Below are 21,289 nucleotides of genomic sequence, written 5' to 3'. Positions count from 1 at the left end.
GTTTGGGGGGGGGGGGCGGGGGGGGAGCGGAAGCGGCTTCCGAACCGCTGCCGATGCGCGCCAGCTCGCCGCCGACCGGCACGGTGGTGTCCTCTTCGGCGGTGATGCTGATCAGGACGCCGGCCACCGGGGACGGGATCTCGGTGTCCACCTTGTCGGTCGACACCTCGACCAGCGCATCGTCCACCTGGACCGAGTCGCCGACCTTTTTCAGCCAGCGGGTAACCGTGCCCTCGGCCACCGACTCGCCGAGTTCCGGCATCAACACCGGGGTCGCGTCGCCGCCGCCGGAGCTCTGCGCGGCGGGCTGAGGCTCGGGCTCCGGCTGGGCCGGGGCTTCGGGTTCGGGCTCGGATTGGGCCGGCGGGGCGGATTCGGCCTGTGGTTCCGGCTCTGCGGATTCGGCCTGCGCCTCCGGCTGGCTGGGCGCCTGGGGGGCCGCCTGGGAACCGCCGCCCTCCGAACCACCCTCCGCCGAGTCGCCGATCACGGCCAGCTCGCCGCCCACCTCGACGGTGTCGTCCTCCTGGGCGACGATCTTGGTCAGCACACCGGCGGCGGGCGACGGGATTTCGGTGTCGACCTTGTCGGTGGACACCTCGACGAGGGGTTCGTCGAGCTCGACCGTGTCGCCTTCCTGCTTGAGCCAGCGGGTCACCGTCCCTTCGGTGACGCTCTCACCGAGTGCCGGCATCTGGACGGAGAAGGCCATCGTTTTTGACTCCTCGATCGCTCGTGGGTCGGGGTGGGTCGAACATGTCGCTAGCCGCTGGAAAGTAACTATCCAAAACTATCCTGTCACTGCGTCCGCACCGGCACACATCCAGGGCGGACCGCGCGCGGCTGCCGGAACGCCCCGAACGCCCTTGCTACGGTGTGGCCACTGCAGTTGAAGCGGGGAGGTCGGAGATGCCGGCAACACAACAGCTAACCCAGCATTTCGTCGACAGCGCCGACGGCGCGCGAATCGCTGTCTACGAAGAGGGCAATCCCGAGGGGCCCACCGTCGTGCTGGTGCACGGCTTCCCCGACTCGCATGTGCTCTGGGACGGGGTCGTGCCGCTGCTGGCCGACCGGTTCCGCATCCTGCGGTACGACAACCGTGGCGTCGGTGAGTCCTCGGCGCCCAAGCCGGTGTCCGCATACCGCATGGACCGGTTCGCCGACGACTTCGCCGCGGTGACCGGCGAGCTCAGCCCTGGCCGGCCCGTGCACGTGCTCGCCCACGACTGGGGCTCGGTGGGCGTGTGGCACTACCTCAAGCGGCCCGGTGCCGGTGACCGGGTCGCCACGTTCACGTCGGTGTCCGGGCCCAGCCAGGACCAACTGGTCGACTACATCTTCAGCGGGTTGCGGTCGCCCTGGCGCCCGCGCACCTTCGTCCGGGCGATCAGCCAGGCGCTGCGGCTGACCTACATGATCTTCTTCTCGATCCCGGTGCTCGCGCCGCTGTTCCTCCGGCTGACGCTGTCGATCCCGGCGCTTCGGCGCAACGCGGTGGACAACATCCCGGTCGAAAAGATCCACCACTCGCCCGACCTGGCCCGCGACGCCGCCCGGTCGGTAAAAACCTATCCCGCCAACTACTTTCGCTCGTTCTCCGGCAGCGGGCAGGGCGTCGAAATCGTCGACGTGCCGGTGCAGCTGATCGTCAACACCAAGGACAAGTACGTGCGGCCGTACGGCTACGACCACACGCCCCGCTTCGTGCCGCGGCTGTGGCGGCGCGACATCAAGGCCGGCCACTTCTCGCCGATGTCTCACCCGCAGGTGATGGCCGCGGCGGTGCGCGAGTTCGCCGATCTGGCCGAGGGCAAACCGCCCAGCCGCGCGCTGCTGCGCGCGCAGGTCGGGCGGCCGCGCGGATCCTTCGGCGACACCCTGGTGTCGGTCACCGGCGCCGGCAGCGGAATCGGCCGCGAGACGGCGTTCGCGTTCGCGCGGGAGGGCGCCGAGCTGGTCATCAGCGACATCGACGAAGCGGCCGTCAAGGCCACGGCCGCCGAGATCGCCACCCGCGGTGGCGTCGCGCACGCCTACGTCTTGGACGTGTCCGACGCGGCGGCCGTGGAGGCGTTCGCCGAGCGGGTGAGCGCCGAACACGGCGTGCCCGACATCGTGGTCAACAACGCCGGCATCGGCCAGGCCGGGGGATTCCTGGACACCCCGGCGGAGCAGTTCGACCGGGTGCTCGACGTCAACCTGGGCGGCGTGGTCAACGGGTGCCGGTCGTTCGCGCGGCGGCTGGTCGAGCGTGGCACCGGCGGGTACATCGTCAACGTGTCATCAATGGCCGCCTACGCGCCGTTGCAGTCGCTGAACGCCTACTGCACCTCGAAGGCGGCGACCTACATGTTCTCCGATTGCCTGCGCGCCGAACTCGACGCCGCGGACGTGGGGCTGACCACCATCTGCCCGGGCGTCATCGACACCAACATCATCAACACCACCCGGTTCGACGCGCCCGCCGGAAAGGGCGAACAGGTCGACGGCCGGCGCGGCCAGCTCGGCAAGATGTTCGCGCTGCGGCATTACGGCCCCGACAAGGTCGCCAACGCGATCCTGTCGTCGGTCAAGAAGAAGAAACCGATTCGCCCCGTGGCTCCGGAAGCCTATGCGCTGTACGGTCTTTCGCGCGTCGCGCCGCAGGGCTTGCGTAACTTCGCGCGGATGCGGGTGATCTGACTCGCGGTTTAGGTGCCCGCCCGCGCCGCGCCCTGACGGCCCGTCAGCAACACCCCGCCGATCGCGAGCAGCCCGATGACGGCCAGCGGAATGGACCACATGCGCCGGCCGCCCACCGACGACTGGCACTGCGCCACGTAGTCGGTGTGCGGAACAACCTGGTTGAGGATCGGGATGTTCGCCACGCTGTTGTTGTTCGCGCTTCGGGCCGCGGACAGGTCCGTCGCAACGGCGTTCCCGCACCCGATCGAATGGCCGTTGCCGTCGGAAATCGACACCGGCGCCAACAGCCCGATCACACCGGCCAGCAAAAGTACCGCGCCCACACCGAGAATCAATCGTCGCACCGTCACGATCTCACCTTTCGCCGTCCGGATTTCGACCGCTAGGAGATTAACCACTGCTGGGGCCCGGTAAACCCGAATTTGGCCGGTACGACGGCCGCTACGTGGGTATTCCGCCGCGGTAGCCGAAAGGGGAATGGTTGTGGTGCTGAGTGCGACGCGGGACGTAGCCGCGCCTTGCGAGCGGGTGTGGGAAGTGCTGGCCCAAGGGTGGACCTACACCCAGTGGGTGGTGGGCAACAGCCGCATGCGGGCCGTCGATCCGAACTGGCCGGAGCCCGGCTCATCGATCAGGCACTCGATCGGGATCTGGCCGCTGGTGATCAACGACGCGACGGTGGTCGAAGAGTGCGAACCGCCGCACAAGCTGGTGCTCTGCGCCCGCCTCGGGCCGCTCGGCGCCGCGCGGATAACAATGCTGCTGCACGAGACCCCGACGGGTTGCCGGGTGGAGATGATCGAAGTGCCGGTCGAGGGCCCGATGGGGGCTATGCCCAATTCCCTTGCGCTGGCCGCGGCTTACCCGCGCAACAAGGAATGCCTGTGGCGACTGGGGGCTCTGGCGGAGCGCAAGGAGCCGAGCCAGGTGAAGTGATCGTGGGGGACACCGCGGACGCCGTCGTTATCGGGGCCGGACACCACGGGCTGGTTGCCGCCTCGATGCTGGCCGACGCCGGATGGGATGTGCTGGTGCTCGAAGCCCAGCCGGAGCCGGGCGGCGCGGTCCGCAGCGCGGAGCTGACGCCCGGCTACATCACCGACCTGTTCAGCTCGTATTACCCGATGACGGTGGCCTCGCCGGCGATGGCGGCGCTGCAGCTCGAAGACCACGGGCTGCGGTGGTCGCACGCGCCGGCGGTGGTCGGGCACCCGCGCAGCGCGGCCGATGACGACCCGCCCGTCGTCTATCGCGACGCTGCCCGCACGGCAACGGAATTCGCGCGGCGGGAACCCGCCGACGGCGATAATTGGTGGCGGCTGGTGGACTTGTGGCAGCGGATCAAGACTCCGCTGCTCGACGCCATGCTGGCGCCCTTCCCGCCCGTGCGCCCGCTGATGCGGCTGCTGGCCAAACTCGGTACGGCCGAGGCGATTCGGGTGGCGCGCCTGCTGGTGCAGCCGGCCAACACCATGGCGAGTGAGCTGTTCGCCGGCGAGGCGCCCCGAGTATTGTTGTTGGGCAACGCGATGCACGCCGACGTCCCGCCGGACGCGCCGATCAGCGGCGCCATGGGGTTCTTGATGACGATGCTGGCCCAGGACGGCGGCTGGCCCGTGCCGGTCGGGGGTTCCGGTCAGCTGACGGCCGCCCTGGTCAACCGTGCCCGCTCCGCGGGCGCGCGAATCGAGTGCAACCAGAACGTTTCCCGCATCCAGGTGCGGGGCGGTCGCGCGGTCGGCGTGACGACGGCCGGGGGGCGCACCGTTGCGGCCCGGCGGGCGATCGTCGCCGACGTTACGGCGCCGCGCCTGTTCCACGACATGCTTCCCCCGGATGCGCTGCCGCCCAAGCTGTTACGCGACCTCGAGCACTTCGTGTGGGATCCGCCGGTGGTGAAGGTCAACTACGCGCTGGCCGGGCCCGTTCCCTGGCGCGCCCAGAACCTGCACGGCGTCGGCACCGTCCACCTGGGGGCCGACGGCGACGGGCTGGTCCGCTGGATGGCCGACCTGAACACCCGGGTGGTGCCCGAGCATCCGTTCATGTTGTTCGGGCAGACCACCACCGCGGATCCGAGCAGGTCTCCCGCGGGCACCGAAAGTGTCTGGGCCTATACGCATTTGCCGCGCAACGTCGCCGACGACGCGTCTGCCGACCGGCTCGCGGCGGGGATGGACCGGGTCATCGAGGAACACGCGCCGGGCTTCGGTTCGGCGGTCATCGACCGATTCGTGCAGCGGCCGTCGGACCTGGAGGCCAGCGACGCCAACCTGCACATGGGGGCGCTCAACGGTGGCACAGCGCAATTGCAGCAGATGCTGATCTTTCGCCCGGCGCCCGGCATGGGCCGGGCCGAAACCCCGGTGCAGGGGCTGTATCTGGGCAGCGCGTCGGCAACCCCGGGCGGCTCCGTGCACGGCGCCTGCGGGCGCAACGCGGCCAACGCCGCGTTGGCCGCCGCCGGCGTGACGGGCTGGCCACGCCGCAAGGTGAAGCGGGCCGTCTTCTCGTTGCTGACGAAGTGAGGCGCTAGCGCCGAACGTCACGGTGGCGTGACGTTCGCACGCCGGCGCCACGCTGGCGTGACGCTCACGCCAGCCGTGCGCTAGCCGTTTGCTAGCCCTTTTCGCAGATGTCCTCGAGCACCGCGAACATGGTGCGGGTCGGCACACCGGTGCCGCCCTTTGGGGTGTACCCCCAAGGGCCGCCGGTGTTGTACGCCGGGCCGGCCACGTCGATGTGCGCCCAGCTCACGCCGTCGGCGACGAATTCGCGCAAGAACACCCCGGCCACCAGCATGCCGGCGAAGCGCTGGCCGCTGATGTTGGACAGGTCGGCCACTCCTGACTTCAGGTCTTCCTTGAGTTCGTCGGGCAGCGGCATCGGCCAACCGTTCTCGCCCACCCGCTGCGAGATCGCGGCGACCCGGTCGCGGAACTCGTCGCTGCCCATCACCCCGGGGATCCGGGCGCCCAACGCCACCGTCTGCGCGCCGGTCAACGTGGACGTCTCGATCAGGTAGTCGGGGTTGTCCTCGCAGGCCCGCACGATGGCGTCGGCCAGGATGAGCCGGCCCTCGGCGTCGGTGTTCTGCACCTCGACGGTGATGCCGCCGTATTGGGTCAACACGTCGCCCGGGCGCTGCGCGGTACCTGAGGGCATGTTCTCGGCCATCGGCACCGTGGCGATCACGTCGATCGGCAACCGCAACTGCGCGGCCAGCGCCACCGTGGCGATGACCGCGGCCGCGCCGCCCATGTCCGAGGTCATGTGGTGCATCGAGGCCGCCGGCTTGATCGAGATGCCACCGGTGTCGAAAGTGATGCCCTTGCCGACCAGCGCCACTCGCTTGGCCTGCTTGGACTTCTTGGCCAGCTTCGCACCCCGGTGGGTCAGCCGCACCAGCCGCGGCGGCCGCGACGAGCCTTGGCCGACGCCGATCACGCCGCCGTAGCCGGCCTTCTGGAGTGCCTTGTCGTCGAGCACCTCCACCTCGAGGCCCACGGATTCGCCCAAAGCCCTTGCGCGCTTGGCGAATTCGGCTGGGAAGAGGTGACTCGGCGGCGTGTTGACGAAGTCGCGGGCGGTGGCCACTGCGGTCGCCACGGCCGCGCCGTGCGCGCTGGCCGCTTTGGCGTCCTTCGCGGCGGACAGCACGGTGATCTTTTGCAGCCCTTTGTCTTTCGGCGCGGTCTTGCCGCTGCGGAATTCGGTGAACCGGTAGCTGCCCAGGATGAGCCCCTCGACGACCGCCGAGCAGACGTCGGCGTCGAAGTCACCGGGCAGCGTGAGGATCACCGCCTCGGCGGTGCCCAGCGACCGGGCGGCCACACCCGCGGCGCGCCGGACGGTGTCGGCCGGCCACTCGGGACGCGGTTTACCCAGGCCGATCGTCAGCACGCTCGACAGCGGCAGCGACGGCACCACCAGGCGGTGGACCTGCTCACTGCCGCCGGTGGCGTCGAGCGCCCGCAGGCCGGATTCGATCTCGGCGACGGCATCGGCCGCCAGCAGCGACTCGCCGGCCGCAACCGTCGCTCCGGGCCGGTCCTCGTCGCCGGTCGAGACGACCGGCAGGATCAATACCGAAGAACCCGCCCCGCGTTTCGGCAGCGACGTGGCGACGTTGACGGATGGGCTTGCGTAGCTCAATTCGGTGGTCACGGGCATTTACCCTAATCGCCGGAGCCCGCGCCGAGGTCGGCGGCGCCCGCGCCGTGCAGCTCGAAGGCGACGACGGGGGCGTCAAAACCCTTGAGGTCAAAGGGGCCGCGGGCCCTCGCCGGCCAATCCGGCAGTTGCTCGTGCAGGGCCGAATCGGCCAGGATCTGGCACGGGGCGGCGGCCCCGACCAGGCGCGCCGCCAGGTTGACCGGGCTGCCGAAGTAGTCCCCGTTGATCGCCAGGACGCTGCCGTAGGCAAGGCCGGCGCGGACCTGCAGACCCTCCTCGCGCGCCCGCGGATGGCCGACGAGGTCGACCGCCGCCCTGGCCAGACGTTCGGGCGACGCGCTCACCCACATCACCTCGTCACCGATGAACTTCACCACCCGGCCGCCATCGCGGTGCACCACATCCGCGACGGTCCCGGCGAACTCGTTGAGCAGATCCGAAAGCTGCGCCGGGGTCAGCGCGCGGGTGAGCACGGTGAAACCGGACAGATCCGCAAAACCGATGCCGCACACCACGCTTGCCGAGGTGTCGCGCAGGACGCCTTCGAAGTGGGTTCGGGCGCCGGTCAGATGGTGGCGATGAACGACGTCGATCAGCGCCGAAATCCGGGGGACGAACTCCGCGACCGCGCGGTAGGCCTGCGCCGTGGCGAGCTCGTCGTTGGTGTAGGTCATCTGGATGTCCGGCGTGCCGGCCCGGATCGCGGTCGACTCGGCCTCCGCGAGCCGGGCCATCGTGGCACCGAGCACCCGCAACAGCCCGAACGCGCCGTCCTCGCCCACCACCGTCTTCAAGGCGACCCAGGTCGCGAGCGCGTCGACGTCGGCCTGGCTCAGCGCGGGAATGTCGGGGCCGGCGACGGTCAGGCCGAGCAAACCCCACGCGTGGGTGACTTCCTCGGGCGACAGGCCGAGCTGCTCGGCGGCGGTCGCCATCGTGTGGACCGGGCGCCCCGACCATTGCAGAACGTCACCCGCAAGGCCGAACAGCCGCCCGCGCTGCTCGGCCTCCACCATTTCGTCGACGCTGAAACCGAGTTCGCTGAGGTATTTGATGAGGTCGGCCCGTTCGCGCGGACGAGCGATTCCGGCAGCCTCAAGCGCTTCGAAGTCCGGGGAATCGACCACCCACCCAAGTGTGCCAGCAGCCGCGATTAGGGTGAACCGTCGTGACCGATGACTTACAGCATGGCCCGCTGGAAGACCGCCACCGCAAGTTGGGGGCCAGTTTCGCCGAGTTCAGCGGGTGGCTGATGCCGGTCTCGTACGCCGGCACCGTCAGCGAACACAACGCCACCCGCAACGCGGTGGGCCTGTTCGACGTCAGCCACCTGGGCAAGGCGTTGATCCGCGGGCCGGGTGCCGCCGAATTCGTCAACTCGACGCTCACCAACGACCTGAGCCGCATCGGGCCCGGCAAGGCGCAATACACGTTGTGCTGCACCGAATCCGGCGGCGTCGTCGACGACCTGATCGCCTACTACGTCGACGACGACGAGATCTTTCTGGTGCCCAACGCGGCCAACACCGCCGCGGTGGTCGAGGCGCTGCGGGCCGCCGCCCCGGCGAGCCTGACGATCACCAACGAGCATCGCTCCTACGCGGTGCTGGCGGTGCAGGGCCCGCGCTCGGCGGACGTGCTCGGCGAGCTGGGCCTGCCGACGGGCATGGATTACATGGGCTATGCCGACGCCTCCTACGCGGGGGTGCCGGTGCGGGTGTGCCGGACCGGATACACCGGAGAGCACGGCTACGAGCTGCTGCCGCCGTGGGAATCCTCTGGTGTGGTGTTCGACGCGCTGGCCGCGGCGGTCGGTGCCGCCGGGGGCGAGCCCGCCGGGCTGGGCGCCCGGGACACGCTGCGCACCGAGATGGGCTACCCGCTGCACGGGCACGAACTGGCGCTGGACATTTCGCCGCTGCAGGCCCGGTGCGGCTGGGCGATCGGCTGGAAGAAGGACGCGTTCTTCGGCCGCGACGCGCTGCTGGCGGAGAAGGCGGCGGGGCCGCGGCGGCTGCTGCGCGGCCTGCGGTTGGTCGGCCGCGGTGTGCTGCGGCCCGGACTGACGGTGCTCGCCGGTGAGACGCCGGTGGGGGTCACCACGTCGGGGACGTTCTCGCCGACGCTGCAAGTCGGCATCGGGCTGGCGCTGCTCGACACCGACGCCGGCGTCGAGGACGGGCAGCGGATCATCGTCGACATTCGCGGACGCGCCGCCGAGTGCGAGGTCGTGCGGCCGCCCTTCGTCGAAGCGAAAACACGTTAGTGCCGCCGGTTCAGGTGAAAAGCCCGGTCGCAGGCGGATATACAATCAGCCGCATGACCAGCGGCTCCCTCGAGTTCACGGTTTCGCGTTCGGCCAACCCCGCGACCGACGCCGAACGTGGATCCATCCTGGCCGAGCCCGGTTTCGGCAAATATTTCACCGACCACATGGTGTCGATCGACTACGACGACGAACGGGGTTGGCACAACGCGCGGGTCATCCCGTACGGCCCGATCGAGCTGGACCCGTCGGCGATCGTGCTGCACTATGCGCAGGAGATCTTCGAAGGGCTCAAGGCGTACCGCTGGGCGGACGACTCGGTCGTGTCGTTTCGCGCCGAGGCCAACGCAGCGCGGTTGCGGTCGTCGGCGCGGCGGCTGGCGATGCCCGAACTGCCCGACGAGCTGTTCATGGGTTCGCTGTGTCAGCTCATCGCGGTCGACAAGCCCTGGGTGCCCGCCGCCGGAGGCGAAGACGCGCTGTATCTGCGCCCGTTCGTCATCGCCACCGAGCCCGGTTTGGGTGTGCGGCCGTCGAAGCGCTACCGGTATCTGCTGATCGCCTCACCGGCCGGGGCGTACTTCAAGGGCGGCATCAACCCCGTCGCCGTGTGGGTATCGACGGAGTACGTGCGGGCCAGCCCGGGCGGCACCGGCGCGGCCAAGTTCGGCGGCAACTACGCAGCCTCCCTGCTGGCCCAGGCCGAGGCCGCCGCCCACGAGTGCGACCAGGTGGTGTGGCTGGACGCCGTCGAACGGCGCTTCGTCGAGGAGATGGGCGGCATGAACATCTTCTTCGTGTTCGGCAGCGGCGGGTCGGCGCGGTTGGTCACCCCGGAGCTGTCCGGTTCGCTGTTGCCCGGGATCACTCGGGATTCGTTGCTGCAGTTGGCTATTGACGCCGGATTCGCCGTCGAGGAACGCAAGATCGACATCGACGAATGGCAGAAGAAGGCCGCCGCCGGCGAGATCACCGAGGTGTTCGCCTGCGGCACCGCCGCCGTCATCACCCCGGTCTCGCGCGTGAAGTACGGCGACAGCGACTTCACCGTCGCCGACGGTCAACCCGGCGAAGTGACGATGGCGCTGCGCGACACGCTGACCGGAATCCAGCGGGGGACCTTCGCCGACACCCACGGCTGGATGGCGCGGCTCGGCTAGAACCGCACCAGTGCGGCGAGCGCGACGGCGCTCACCGTCGTGGTCAACTCGATGGCGGCACCCAGCACGTCGCCGGTGATGCCGCCGAAGCGGCGCACGCAATGCCGCACCAGCACCGCACCGCAGCACAGCGCCGCCAGCACCGCGACCGGCCCCTGCCACGGCCGAGGTCCCGCCGCCAGGGCAACGACGAGCAGCGCCGCGACCCAGGCCGCCGCCACGACCACCGGCTGGCTGCCGGCGACCCGCACGCCCAGCGCGCTGCCCGCGGCCGCCGGCACCGACCGCCGACTCGCCAGCACCGCGGCGACCCGGCCCGCGAAGACCACCACGGCGATGCCGATGAACCCCGGCCGGCCCGCCGCCCCCAGCGCCGCGAAGGCCAGCCCCTGCAGCGCGATCAGCAAAACGACGGCCGCCACGCCGAACGGCCCGGTCGACCCGTCGCGCATCACCGCCAGCGCGCGCTCCGGCGGCCCGTAACAGCCCAGCCCGTCGGCCGTGTCGGCGACACCATCGAGATGCAGGCCGCGGGTGGCCAACAGCAGCGCCACCACCGCGAGCAGGCCGGACAGCGGGCTGGACGCGCCGAACGCGTGAGCACCGCCCCACGTCACCGCCGCGGCCAGCGCACCCAGGACGGCGCCCACCACCGGCAGCGCCGTCATGGCGCCACGGCCCATCGGCGCGTGCCATGAACGCGGGACGGGAAGCACCGTACCGAACGCGAAAGCCGTTGCCAGCCAACGCATCACAGCGGGGGAGAGGCCTGGTCGGACACGCCGGCCTGCGTGAACGTGGCCATCGACGACAGCGTGGCCACCGCGGCCCGGAGCAGCGGCAGCGCCAGCGCGGCGCCGCTTCCCTCACCCAGCCGCATCCGCATATCCAGAATCGGCTCGAGGCCCAGCTCGGTAAGCGCCAGGGCATGACCGGGTTCGGTGGACCGATGACCGGCCTGCCACCACAGGCGGGCGCCGGGAGCCAGCCGCTCGGCGACCAGCGCGGCGGCCGTCACCGCCATCCCGTCCAGCAGCAGCGGAGTGCGTCGCACCGCGGCCTGCGCGCAAAAGCCCGCCATCGCGGCCAAATCCGCCCCGCCGCCGCAGCGCAGCAACGCCACCGGGTCGGGCAGCACGCGGCGCGCCCGGAACAGGGCGTCGCGCACCGCGGCCGTCTTTCGCGCCCATCCGGCGTCGTCGATCCCGGTGCCGAAGCCCACCACCGCAACCGGTTCGGCGTTCGTGAGCGCCGCCACCAACACCGCGGCAGGGGTGGTGTTTCCGATCCCCATGTCGCCGGCGATGAGCAGGTCGGCGCCCGCGTCGACCTCCTCATCGGCGATGGCCCGACCCGCGGTGATCGCGGCGGCGGCCTCGTCGTCGGTCAGCGCGTCCTCGACGGCGATGTCGCCGCTGCCGCGCCGCACCTTGTGGGCGCCGATCCGGTCGGTCAGCGCATCGCCCGCCACCGCCAGGTCGGCGACCCGCACCGTCGCGCCGGCGATGTCGGCCAGCACATTGATCGCCGCCCCGCCGGCATCGAAGTTGGCGACCATCTGAGCGGTCACCTCCGGCGGATAGGCCGACACCCCGGAGCGGGCGACGCCGTGGTCACCGGCGAACACCACCACCCGTGCGCGCTCGAATTGCCTTGGCGGGCAATGCCCTTGGCATGACGCGAGCCACACCGAAAGGTCCTCGAGGCGGCCCAGCGCGCCCCTCGGCTTGGTCAGCGTGTCCTGGCGGGCGCGGGCGGCCGCGGCGACGCCCGCATCGGGCGGCGATACCGGGGCGAATTCCATCAGGTCCCCGGAGGTTTGATCGGCACCGCTTGCCCGGCCACCACGAGCACCACCCGGTCGCACAGCTGCGCGACGCGCTGGTTGAGGCTGCCTAGTTCGTCGGCGAACCGGCGGCCGGACGCGGTGGCCGGGACGACGGCCAACCCCACCTCCGGGCTGACCAGCACCAGCGTGGAAGGGAAGTCGCTGACCGCGGCGAGCATCGCTTCGATCGTTTCGCGCACCGGAGCCGACACCGATCCGCCGTCCCATCCGTCATGGCGATCCAGCGTGCCGGTCAGCCAGCTGCCCAGATCGTCGACGAGCGTCGGAGTGTCCGGCGAGTTCCGCAATTGCGTTGCGACGTCGTGGGATTCGACCGTCGACCAATGCGCCGGCCGACGGTTGCGGTGCTCGGCGACCCGGTGCGCCCAGTCCGCGTCGCCCGAACCGGTGGGGCCGGGGGCCAGGTAACAGACCGGCTGGCCGGCCGGCAGCGCCTCGGTGATGGCGCCCTCCGCCCACCGGGATTTGCCAGACCGGATCCCGCCGAGCACCAGAGTGCGCACCGTGCTCAGGCGGCTTTCCCGCGGCTAACCGGCATCGCTGCCGCGCTCGACCTGGGGTCGCGGTGTGCGCATCCGTCGCATCTGCGAGGCCCGGCCGGCCGCGTACAGGCCCAGCTTCCAGCGGCTTTCGGTGTTGTCGGGGAACTTGGCGTCCACCCGCTTGCTCACTTTGCGGCCCAACAGGACCCCGTCGATACCCATCACGGCCATCAGCGCCAGCATCGCCGGCGAAACCCAGAGCTGCAGCTGCGGGGTGGTGAACATGACGAACATCAGGAACAGCGTCGCCGGCATGAACAGGCCGAGCAGGTTGCGCCGGGAGTCCACCACGTCCCGCGCGTAGCGCCGTATCGGGCCCTGGTCACGCGGCAACAGGTAAGCCTCTTCGCCGGCCATCATGCGCTGTCGGCGATCCGTCATCCGGGCGCGGTTGGCGGTCCGGTCGGCCTTGCGCTCCTCGCGGCTGAGCTTGGGACCGGCCAGCGTTTTGCGCCGGGCGCGCGCCTCCGACGCGGTCATCGGCGCGGGCGCCACCGGCCCCTTGCGCCGCGCTTGACTGCGCTTGGGCGTCGGCCGGCCCTTGGGGCTCGTCCCACGCGACCCGCTAGCGGTTGTCTCGGGGGCGCCGGCGGCATCCACTGCAGCCGCGCCCTCGTCGACGTCCTCGTACTGGCCCTTCTTACGGCCCATCAACTTCACAGAGGCCAGGTTACTTCGCCGATGGCTCGTCCCGGAATTGGCTTGGAATGCCTTGCTATTAGACCTGCGTCAGCCCCTCACTTGGCCCTACTCTTACCAGTGATGGACGGCTGCCTCTGATGGACGACGGGTCGATGGCCTCGGACGATGCTGCCTCTGGCCTCGCTCCCGGCCGTCTGCAACTTCCCGCCATGCTCGTCCTGGTGGCTCCGGATTGCTATGGCGACAGCATGACGGCCGTGGAGGCGGCCGCGGCCATCGCGACCGGGTGGACCCGATGCCGCCCCGGCGACCGGTTCATCGTCGCCCCGCAGTCCGACGGCGGCCCCGGCTTCGTCGAGGTGCTCGCCAGCCGGCTGGGCAAGACGCGGCGTCTGCGGGTGTCCGGGCCGCTGTCCACCATGGTCGAGGCCAAATGGGTCTTCGACCCCACCACGACCACGGCTTACCTGGAGTGCGCGCAGGCGTGCGGCCTGGCCCTGCTGGGCGGTCCGCCCACCCCGGAGACCGCGATGGCGGCCCACAGCAGGGGAGTGGGGCAGCTGATCGCCGAGGCGATGCGGGCCGGGGCGACGCGGATCGTGGTCGGCCTCGGCGGCAGCGCCTGCACCGACGGCGGGCAGGGGATGATCGCCGAGCTCGGCGGTTTGGACTCCGCCCGCCGCCAGCTGGGCAACGTGGAGCTCATCGCCGCCTCCGACACCGAATATCCCCTGCTCGGGCCGTGGGGAGCGGCCAGGGTGTTCGGGCCGCAGAAAGGCGCGGACACGGTCACCGTCGCGGCCCTGGAAGTCCGCCTCCAGGCGTGGGCGCTGATCCTGGAAGCCGTGGCCGGACGCGACGTCAGCGCCGAACCGGGGGCGGCCGCCGCCGGCGGTATCGGCGCCGGGCTGCTGGCCCTCGGCGGCCGGTGCGAGTCGGGCGCGGCGATCATCGCCCATCACACCCGCCTGGCCGACGATCTGGACATGGCGGAGCTCATCGTCACCGGTGAAGGTCGCTTCGACGAGCAGTCGCTGCACGGCAAGGTGGTGGGCTATCTCGCGGACGCCGCCCGGCCGCGCGGAGTGCCGGTGATCGTGCTGGCCGGCCAGGTCGACCTGGACAACGCCACCGTCCGCTCGGCGGGCATCATGTCCGCCTTATCCATCGCCGAGCACGCCGGATCGGCGCGGCTGGCGCAGGCCGACGCGGCCAATCAGCTGATGGGTCTGGCGTCCGTGGTGGCGGCGCGACTCGGGAATAGCGGTCCTGCAAGGTACCGTTGACCTAGTGGGCTTTTTCCGGGCGGATCTGGCCGCCTAACGCGAGACCAGCGGGCTCGAACCTGAACGAACCCACCCAACGATGAGGCATGTAGGAGAAGCAATGACGGTGCAGAACGAGTCGACCGCCAAGACGCACGGCGTGATCCTGACCGAGGCCGCCGCCACCAAGGCAAAGTCCCTGCTCGACCAAGAGGGCCGGGACGACCTGGCGCTGCGTATCGCGGTCCAGCCGGGCGGGTGCGCGGGCCTGCGCTACAACCTTTTCTTCGACGACCGGACGCTGGACGGCGACCTGACCGCGGACTTCGGCGGTGTGACGCTGACGGTGGACCGGATGAGCGCGCCCTACGTGGAAGGCGCGTCCATCGATTTCGTCGACACCATCGAGAAGCAGGGCTTCACGATCGACAACCCCAACGCCACCGGCTCGTGCGCCTGCGGCGACTCGTTCAACTGACCGGGTAGCCCCGGGCTCAGTACGAGCCCCCGGTGCGCAGCACGTACGAGCAGACCATGATCTGGCCGCGCTGGAACAGCAGCTGGGCGATGCCCTGCAATTGGCCGCGCAGCGGTCCGCCGGTCGCGGGTGACACCTTCATGGTGAACAGCGCCTGGGCCTGGTACTGCGACAGATAGACGATCTTGTCGATCGAGGTGACCTCGACCTCGGAGAACTGCTTGCGGAACGCGTCGCTGCTCAGCTTGGCCAACGCCTGGTCGGAGCGTTTGTCGCGCACGCCGTCGTACATGCCGCACAGCGCGTTGCGCACGATCTCCTCGGTGTCGCGGTGGTCGAGCGCGTCCAGGTACCCCTGGATGGCCGTCTTGGCGGCGCCCTCCGAGAACGTGGCCCCGGTGTTGGCCCCGTTGGTGCGGACGCCGTAGACGATCGCCACGGTCAGCGCGGCCACCAGCGCGACGGCCAACAGCACGCCGACGACCAGCCGCCGCTTGGAGCGGGGCCGCGGCGGGTAGGGCATCGGCGGGGGCGGCTGCCCGGCATAATTGGCCGGCGCCGGGTCGCCGGCACGCGGGTGGTCGGGAAAATCGAGCGGCTGAGATCCGGCCGGGGGCTCGGGTCCGCTGGGTCCGCTGCCGCCGACGGTGTGGTTCGGCGAGTGCGGACCTGCCATCCTGGTTCTCCTACGGTGGTAGACGGGAGTACGGGCGGGATACACCGGCCGAGCATCGTGGTCCCGGCGACTTGAGCGAGTTCCCTAGGGAGGCTAGCGCACCGCTTCGTGCCGACCGTGGACACAGCGACGGTCCGGAGGCGTGCGTAAGCTAGATAACCTTACTAACGAAGGGCGGAGACATTCGTGACGATCGCGGTGACAGGTTCGATTGCGACCGACAATCTGATGCGGTTCCCGGGCAAGTTTTCCGAGCACCTGCTGGCTGAGCACCTGCAGAAGGTGTCGCTCAGTTTTCTGGTCGACGACCTGGTGATCCACCGCGGCGGCGTGGCGGGCAACATCGCCTTCGCGATCGGCGTGCTCGGCGGTGACGTGGCGCTGGTGGGCGCGGCCGGCGACGACTTCGACGACTACCGGCAGTGGCTGCAGTCGCACGGTGTCAACTGCGACAACGTGCTGATCTCTAAGACCGCGCACACGGCGCGATTCACCTGCACCACCGACATCGACATGGCCCAGATCGCGTCGTTCTATCCCGGCGCCATGTCGGAGGCCCGCAACATCAAGCTCGCCGACGTGGTGTCGTCCATCGGCGAGCCGGAGCTGGTGATCGTCGGGGCCAACGACCCGGACGCGATGGTGGTGCACACCGAGGAGTGCCGCAAGCTGGGCCTGCCCTTCGCCGCGGACCCCTCCCAACAGCTGCCCCGCCTGTCCGGCGAAGAGATCGACAAGCTCGTCGACGGCGCCGCCTATTTGTTCACCAACGACTACGAGTGGGAGCTGCTGCTCAACAAGACCGGCTGGTCGGAGTCCGACGTGCAAAGCAAGGTCGGCCTGCGGGTGACCACGCTGGGCCCCAAGGGGGTGGACATCGTCGAGCCCGACGGCACGACGACCCACGTGGGCGTCGTGCCCGAGACCAGCCAGACCGACCCCACCGGCGTCGGCGACGCGTTCCGGGCCGGTTTCCTCACCGGGCGCAGCGCCGGCCTGAACCTCGAGCGCTCCGCGCAGCTGGGCTCGCTGGTGGCCGTGCTGGTGCTGGAATCGACCGGGACCCAGAACTGGGAGTGGAACCGCGAGACCGCGGTGAGCCGGTTGGCCGGCGCCTACGGCGACGACGCGGCCAACGAGATCGCCGCGGTGCTGGCCTGACGGCGTCGAGCGTGAGCTGAGGGCGGCGACACGCCGAAAATCCCCGCCCAGGGTTCACACTCGAAGCTGGGGCGCCCCGTCCTAGAGCTGGACGGGATACACCGGCTCGCTGATCTGCGGCACCACGCTGTGCTCGACGAAAATCGCGTGCCAGAGCATGAAGATCAGCAGCGTCCACAGCCGGCGGCTGTGATCGCCGGCGCCGTTGCGGTGCTCGTCGAGCATCCGCCGGACGGCGGCCAGGTCGACGAGGTGACCGGCCTGCGAGGTCGCCACCAGCCCGTAGGCCCAGTCCAGCAATTCGCCCGCGCGCAACCAATGCCGGATGGGCACGGGAAACCCGAGCTTGGGCCGGTGCAGCACGTGCGCGGGCACGATCGGCTCCAGGGCCCGCCGCAGCGCGTACTTGGTGGTGGTGCGGGTGATCTTGGCCTCGACGGGCAGTCGCGAGGCGACGGCGAACACCTCGGGATCCAGGAACGGCACCCGCAGCTCCAGCGAGTTGGCCATCGTCATCTTGTCCGCCTTGACCAGGATGTCGCCGCGCAGCCAGGTGAACAGGTCGATGTGCTGCATGCGGGCCACCGGGTCCCAGCCGGCCGACTGGGCGTACACCGAGGCGGTGACGTCGGTGTGGGTCCATTCCTCGCGGAAGCCCGGCAGCACGTCGCGCAGTTGCGCGTCGGAGAAGCTGCGGGCGTTGCCGTAGTAGCGCTCCTCGAGCGTCAGCGAGCCGCGGTGCAGCAGGCTCTTGCCCCGCATGCCCTCCGGCAGCGGCTTGGACACCTTGCCCATCGACCGGCGCAGCGGCCGCGGTAGGTAGTCGAAGGGCTTGAGCGACAACGGCTCCCGGTAGATGGTGTAGCCGCCGAAGAGTTCGTCGGCGCCCTCCCCGGACAGCACCACCTTGACGTGCTTGCGCGCCTCCCGGGCGACGAAGAACAGCGGCACCAGGGCGGGGTCGGCCACCGGTTCGTCCAGGTACCACACGATTTCGGGCAGGGCGGCGACGAACTCCTCCGGGTGGACCACCTTGGCGATGTGGCGGGCACCGATCGCCTCGGCCGAGGCGACCGCGACGTCGATCTCGGAGAACCCCTCCCGCTCGAAGCCGGTGGTGAAGGTGATCAGGTTGGGGTTGTGCCGGATGGCCAGCGCCGCGATGGCGGTGGAGTCGATGCCCCCGGACAGAAACGCCCCGACGGTGACGTCGGCGCGCATGTGCTTGGCCACCGAGTCCTCGAGCACCGCGGTGATCTCGTCGTAGCGGGCCTGTTCGGTGTCGCGCGTCAACGGCACCGCGGCGAACCGTGGCACGAAATAGCGGGTGACCTCCGGCTGCTGCCCGGGCCGGATTCGCGCGTAACAGCCCGATTCGAGACGGCGCACCCCGCGGTGCAGCGTCTCGGGCTCGGGCACGTACTGCAGCACGGTGTAGTGCTGCACGGCGCGGTCATCGATCCCGGTGTCGAATCCGCCCAGCTCCGCCAGGTCCAGCAGGCATTTCTTTTCGCTGGCCACCGCCGTGCCGCCGGCGCCGGTCGCCATGAAGAGCGGCTTGATGCCGAAAGGGTCTCGGGCACAAAACAATTCGAGGATGGCTGTGTCCCACAGGGCGAAGGCGAACATGCCGCGCAGCCGGGTGAGCACGTCGGCGCCCCAGTAGTGATAGCCGGCGACGATGGCCTCGCCGTCGCCGTCGGTGGTGAACACCGCCCCGTGCGCGGCGGCCAGCTCGTCGCGCAGCTCGAGGTAGTTGTAGATCTCCCCGTTGAACACCAGCACGTAGCGGTTGGGCTCCTCCGGCGGTCCCCACCGCAGCGGCTGGTGCGAATGCGCGATGTCGATGATCGACAGCCGGTTGAAGCCGAACACGACCGATCCGTCGGCTCCCGGATCGGTCCAGGTGCCGGGCTCGTCGGGGCCGCGATGGCGCATCAAGTGCGACGCGCGCGCGATGGCATCGTCGGCCCGGGCGGGGTCGGCACTGTCCGGGGCAGCGACGAACGCCAGCAGACCACACACGGCGCCCCAGTATGCCGCACGTTGGGCACGCCGTCGCGGTCCCACCCGGCACGTCCGCAAATGGCCGTGCGGTCCAGCGGGCCGGGGTTTCGTCGCTCGGGTCGGCGGCGTGGTCTACGCTGCGTAGTATTCGATATCCGAGCAGGAGGCGCCAACGTGACACCTCGCGAGCAGGTCCGTTCGCAACGTATGTCGCAGGGCAGGTTTCGGCAGGGTCTGTCCCGTCGTCTGCGGCCGCTGGCGCTGGCCGCGACGTTCGGCGTGTTGGCGCTCACCCTGAGCGGATGCAGCTGGTCGGACGTGCTGGGACTGGGCTGGCCCAAGGGCATCACCCCGCAGGCCCAGCTCAACCGGGAACTGTGGGTCGGCGCGACGATCGCCTCGCTCGTGGTCGGGGTCATCGTCTGGGGCCTGATCTTCTGGGCGTCGGCCTTCCACCGGAAGAAGGCAGGAGACACCGAGCTGCCGCGCCAGTTCGGCTACAACATGCCTCTGGAGCTGGTACTCACCGTGACGCCGTTCCTGATCATCTCGGTGTTGTTCTACTTCACCGTGGTGGTGCAGGAGAAGATGCTGCACGTCGACAAGGACCCCGAGGTGGTGGTCGACGTCACCGCCTTCCAGTGGAACTGGAAGTTCGGGTACCAGCGCGTTGACTTCAAGGACGGCACGCTGACCTACGACGGCGTGGACCAGGCACGCAAGAACGCCATGGTTTCCAAGCCCGAGGGCAAGGACGCGCACGGCGAGGAGCTCGTCGGGCCGGTCCGCGGGCTCAACACCGCGGACCGCACGTACCTGAACTTCGACAAGGTCGAAATCCTGGGCACCAGCGACGAAATCCCGGTGCTCGTGCTGCCCACCGGCAAGCGCATCCAGTTCCGGTTGGCGTCCGCGGACGTCGTCCACACGTTCTGGGTGCCCGAGTTCCTGTTCAAGCGCGATGTGATCCCCAACGCCGAGGCGAACAACTCGGTGAACGTCTTCCAGGTCGACGACATCAGCAAGCCCGGGGCATTCGTCGGGCACTGCGCCGAGTTCTGTGGCACGTATCACTCGATGATGAACTTCGAGGTTCGGGTGGTGCCGCCCAACGACTTCAAGGCTTACCTGCAGCAGCGGATCGACGGCAAGAGCAATGCCCAGGCATTGCAGGCGATCGGCCAGACGCCGCTCGCGGTGACCACTCACCCGTTCGACACCAAGCGCGGTCAGTTGGCCGGAAGCCAGTAGGTTAGGACACCAAATGCATATCGAAGCCAGGCTTTTCGAATTCATCGCCGGGTTCTTCATTGTGGTTGCGGTGCTTTATGCCGTGCTGACGGCGCTTTTCGCCACCGGCGGCGAGGAGTGGGCCGGGACGACCGCGCTGGCGCTGACGGGCGGACTGGCGTTGATCGTGGCCACCTTCTTTCGGTTCGTGGCGCGCCGCATCGATACTCGGCCCGAAGACTACGAGGGCGCCGAGATCAGCGACGGAGCAGGTGAATTGGGCTTCTTCAGCCCGCACAGCTGGTGGCCGATCCTGATCGCGCTGTCGGCGTCGGTGAGCGCGGTGGGTATCGCACTGTGGCTGCCGTGGCTGATCGCCGCGGGGGTGATGTTCGTCCTTGCGTCGGTCGGGGGACTGGTCTTCGAGTATTACATCGGGCCCGAGAAGCACTGATCCCAGCCGTTAAGGTCACAATCCGATCACGTGATCTGTGGCCGGTTCGCCAAGACTTCTTTGCCCCTCTCGGTTCGGTAGTGTTTTGCCCAGGCAAATGACAATTTCTCAAGCGCGCGCGCAACGATATGGCCCCGGGGCCCCGCGCGCTGGTGAGGCAGTCGGACAGGGCAGGCAGAGATGAGCGGGCCGAAACCACCGGAATGGGATCCTGAGGAACCCGATTCGGTGAACGAGGCTCCCCACCAACCGGATTCCGACATCGAGCCCGCGGACGTCCCCGAACCCGGGCACGTCGAAGAGATCGAACCCTTTGACGACGGCGCCGAGCCGGCGGCCGGCGATACGGGCCAGACCGACGCCTATTCGCGGGCCTATTCGGCCCCGGAGTCCGAGCATTTCATGAGCGGCCCGTACCTGCCGGCCGACCTCAGGCTCTATGACTACGACACCTTCGACGAGTCGGCCGAGGCCGAGGACGAACACGGCGCTCCGCACTGGCCATGGGTGGTCGGGGTCGCCGCCATCGTGGCCGCCATCGCGCTCGTGGTGTCGGTGTCCCTGCTGTTCGCGCGCACCGACACCACCAAGCTGGCCAACCCCAACACCACTACCGTCCCGTCGACGCCGCCGAAAGTCGAGGTGAACAGCTATTCAAAGGACGGCGCGATGCGGATGACGAACGTCGCCGACCC

The 21,289-nt window shown here is 69.6% G+C and carries 20 protein-coding genes and 1 pseudogene; 11 read left to right on the top strand and 10 right to left on the bottom strand.

Features of this window, described 5'->3' with window-relative positions:
* Window positions 1–712: biotin/lipoyl-containing protein (locus A5773_RS18100; RefSeq protein ID WP_304441415.1), on the bottom strand; the 712-nt coding region annotated here is incomplete at its 3' end.
* A gap of 197 nt (window positions 713–909) precedes the next feature.
* Here A5773_RS18100 and A5773_RS18095 point away from each other — a divergent pair.
* Window positions 910–2,685 (top strand): SDR family oxidoreductase, encoded by a 1,776-nt coding sequence (locus A5773_RS18095; RefSeq protein WP_067791948.1) that lies wholly within the window; start codon window positions 910–912, stop codon window positions 2,683–2,685.
* An 8-nt stretch (window positions 2,686–2,693) separates the two neighbouring features.
* On the opposite strand, the gene A5773_RS18090 is transcribed toward A5773_RS18095, so the two are convergent.
* Window positions 2,694–3,038, bottom strand: a complete 345-nt coding sequence (locus A5773_RS18090) for an aminopeptidase (protein WP_066951764.1) — start codon at window positions 3,036–3,038, stop codon at window positions 2,694–2,696.
* 136 nt (window positions 3,039–3,174) lie between these two features.
* On the opposite strand from A5773_RS18090, the gene A5773_RS18085 reads away from it, so the two are divergent.
* Window positions 3,175–3,624 (top strand): SRPBCC domain-containing protein, encoded by a 450-nt coding sequence (locus A5773_RS18085; RefSeq protein ID WP_066951820.1) that lies wholly within the window; start codon window positions 3,175–3,177, stop codon window positions 3,622–3,624.
* Window positions 3,621–5,216: an NAD(P)/FAD-dependent oxidoreductase gene (locus A5773_RS18080; RefSeq protein ID WP_066951766.1), complete on the top strand. Its 1,596-nt coding sequence runs from the start codon at window positions 3,621–3,623 to the stop codon at window positions 5,214–5,216. Before A5773_RS18085 ends, A5773_RS18080 begins: the two co-directional genes overlap by 4 nt.
* Window positions 5,217–5,307: 91 nt before the next feature.
* On the opposite strand, the gene A5773_RS18075 is transcribed toward A5773_RS18080, so the two are convergent.
* Window positions 5,308–6,855 carry a leucyl aminopeptidase gene (locus A5773_RS18075; RefSeq protein ID WP_197505761.1) on the bottom strand — a complete coding sequence of 516 codons (1,548 nt, stop codon included), beginning with the start codon at window positions 6,853–6,855 and terminating at the stop codon, window positions 5,308–5,310.
* Between the two features lie 11 nt (window positions 6,856–6,866).
* Window positions 6,867–7,991, bottom strand: coding sequence for an adenylate/guanylate cyclase domain-containing protein (locus A5773_RS18070; protein ID WP_066951771.1), 1,125 nt, complete (start codon window positions 7,989–7,991; stop codon window positions 6,867–6,869).
* Window positions 7,992–8,032: 41 nt separating this feature from the next.
* Here A5773_RS18070 and gcvT point away from each other — a divergent pair, with 41 nt between their 5' ends.
* Both gcvT and A5773_RS18060 read left to right on the top strand, forming a co-directional pair.
* Window positions 8,033–9,130 (top strand): glycine cleavage system aminomethyltransferase GcvT, encoded by a 1,098-nt coding sequence (gene gcvT / locus A5773_RS18065; RefSeq protein WP_066951772.1) that lies wholly within the window; start codon window positions 8,033–8,035, stop codon window positions 9,128–9,130.
* A 53-nt stretch (window positions 9,131–9,183) separates the two neighbouring features.
* The gene (locus A5773_RS18060) at window positions 9,184–10,290 is read left to right on the top strand and encodes a branched-chain amino acid aminotransferase (RefSeq protein ID WP_066951822.1); all 1,107 of its coding nucleotides are present in this window, start codon (window positions 9,184–9,186) and stop codon (window positions 10,288–10,290) included.
* On the opposite strand, the gene A5773_RS18055 is transcribed toward A5773_RS18060, so the two are convergent.
* Genes A5773_RS18055 through A5773_RS18040 form a run of 4 tightly spaced genes read right to left on the bottom strand, consistent with a single transcriptional unit; the run spans window position 10,287 to window position 13,341 of the window.
* On the bottom strand, window positions 10,287–11,045 hold the full coding sequence (locus tag A5773_RS18055) for an adenosylcobinamide-GDP ribazoletransferase (RefSeq protein WP_067791945.1): 759 nt from the start codon (window positions 11,043–11,045) through the stop codon (window positions 10,287–10,289). The genes A5773_RS18060 and A5773_RS18055 overlap by 4 nt on opposite strands.
* The gene (cobT, locus tag A5773_RS18050; RefSeq protein ID WP_156744886.1) at window positions 11,042–12,097 is read right to left on the bottom strand and encodes a nicotinate-nucleotide--dimethylbenzimidazole phosphoribosyltransferase; all 1,056 of its coding nucleotides are present in this window, start codon (window positions 12,095–12,097) and stop codon (window positions 11,042–11,044) included. The genes A5773_RS18055 and cobT overlap by 4 nt, the downstream gene beginning before the upstream one ends.
* Window positions 12,094–12,642: a bifunctional adenosylcobinamide kinase/adenosylcobinamide-phosphate guanylyltransferase gene (locus A5773_RS18045; protein ID WP_067266549.1), complete on the bottom strand. Its 549-nt coding sequence runs from the start codon at window positions 12,640–12,642 to the stop codon at window positions 12,094–12,096. Before A5773_RS18045 ends, cobT begins: the two co-directional genes overlap by 4 nt.
* A 24-nt stretch (window positions 12,643–12,666) precedes the next feature.
* Window positions 12,667–13,341: a DUF3043 domain-containing protein gene (locus A5773_RS18040; RefSeq protein ID WP_066951781.1), complete on the bottom strand. Its 675-nt coding sequence runs from the start codon at window positions 13,339–13,341 to the stop codon at window positions 12,667–12,669.
* Window positions 13,342–13,532: 191 nt separating this feature from the next.
* Here A5773_RS18040 and A5773_RS18035 point away from each other — a divergent pair, with 191 nt between their 5' ends.
* A complete protein-coding gene (locus A5773_RS18035; RefSeq protein WP_066951824.1) occupies window positions 13,533–14,609 on the top strand; it encodes a glycerate kinase in 1,077 nt (358 codons plus the stop codon).
* A 100-nt stretch (window positions 14,610–14,709) separates the two neighbouring features.
* Window positions 14,710–15,066 carry an iron-sulfur cluster assembly accessory protein gene (locus tag A5773_RS18030; protein ID WP_066951784.1) on the top strand — a complete coding sequence of 119 codons (357 nt, stop codon included), beginning with the start codon at window positions 14,710–14,712 and terminating at the stop codon, window positions 15,064–15,066.
* 16 nt (window positions 15,067–15,082) lie between these two features.
* On the opposite strand, the gene A5773_RS18025 is transcribed toward A5773_RS18030, so the two are convergent.
* On the bottom strand, window positions 15,083–15,742 hold the full coding sequence (locus A5773_RS18025; RefSeq protein ID WP_067266544.1) for a hypothetical protein: 660 nt from the start codon (window positions 15,740–15,742) through the stop codon (window positions 15,083–15,085).
* Between the two features lie 186 nt (window positions 15,743–15,928).
* Here A5773_RS18025 and A5773_RS18020 point away from each other — a divergent pair, with 186 nt between their 5' ends.
* Entirely contained in the window at window positions 15,929–16,903 is a 975-nt protein-coding gene (locus A5773_RS18020; RefSeq protein WP_066951791.1) for a carbohydrate kinase family protein, read from the top strand.
* 81 nt (window positions 16,904–16,984) lie between these two features.
* Here A5773_RS18020 and asnB read toward each other — a convergent pair whose 3' ends face one another.
* Window positions 16,985–18,928, bottom strand: coding sequence for an asparagine synthase (glutamine-hydrolyzing) (asnB, locus tag A5773_RS18015; protein WP_066951799.1), 1,944 nt, complete (start codon window positions 18,926–18,928; stop codon window positions 16,985–16,987).
* 156 nt (window positions 18,929–19,084) lie between these two features.
* On the opposite strand from asnB, the gene A5773_RS18010 reads away from it, so the two are divergent.
* The 3 genes and pseudogenes from A5773_RS18010 to A5773_RS18000 all read left to right on the top strand — a co-directional run.
* Window positions 19,085–20,161 (top strand): cytochrome c oxidase subunit II, encoded by a 1,077-nt coding sequence (locus A5773_RS18010; RefSeq protein WP_067266539.1) that lies wholly within the window; start codon window positions 19,085–19,087, stop codon window positions 20,159–20,161.
* Between the two features lie 13 nt (window positions 20,162–20,174).
* Window positions 20,175–20,594, top strand: coding sequence for a cytochrome c oxidase subunit 4 (locus A5773_RS18005; RefSeq protein WP_066951803.1), 420 nt, complete (start codon window positions 20,175–20,177; stop codon window positions 20,592–20,594).
* 180 nt (window positions 20,595–20,774) lie between these two features.
* Window positions 20,775–21,289 (top strand): annotated as a pseudogene (locus A5773_RS18000) (hypothetical protein); the annotation flags it as partial.

The sequence above is a fragment of the Mycobacterium sp. 852014-52450_SCH5900713 genome (assembly GCF_001667075.1).
In the GTDB taxonomy this organism is placed as follows: domain Bacteria; phylum Actinomycetota; class Actinomycetes; order Mycobacteriales; family Mycobacteriaceae; genus Mycobacterium.
The sequence above is the reverse complement of the archived record's forward strand: the minus strand, read 5'-3'. Positions and strand labels throughout refer to the sequence as shown.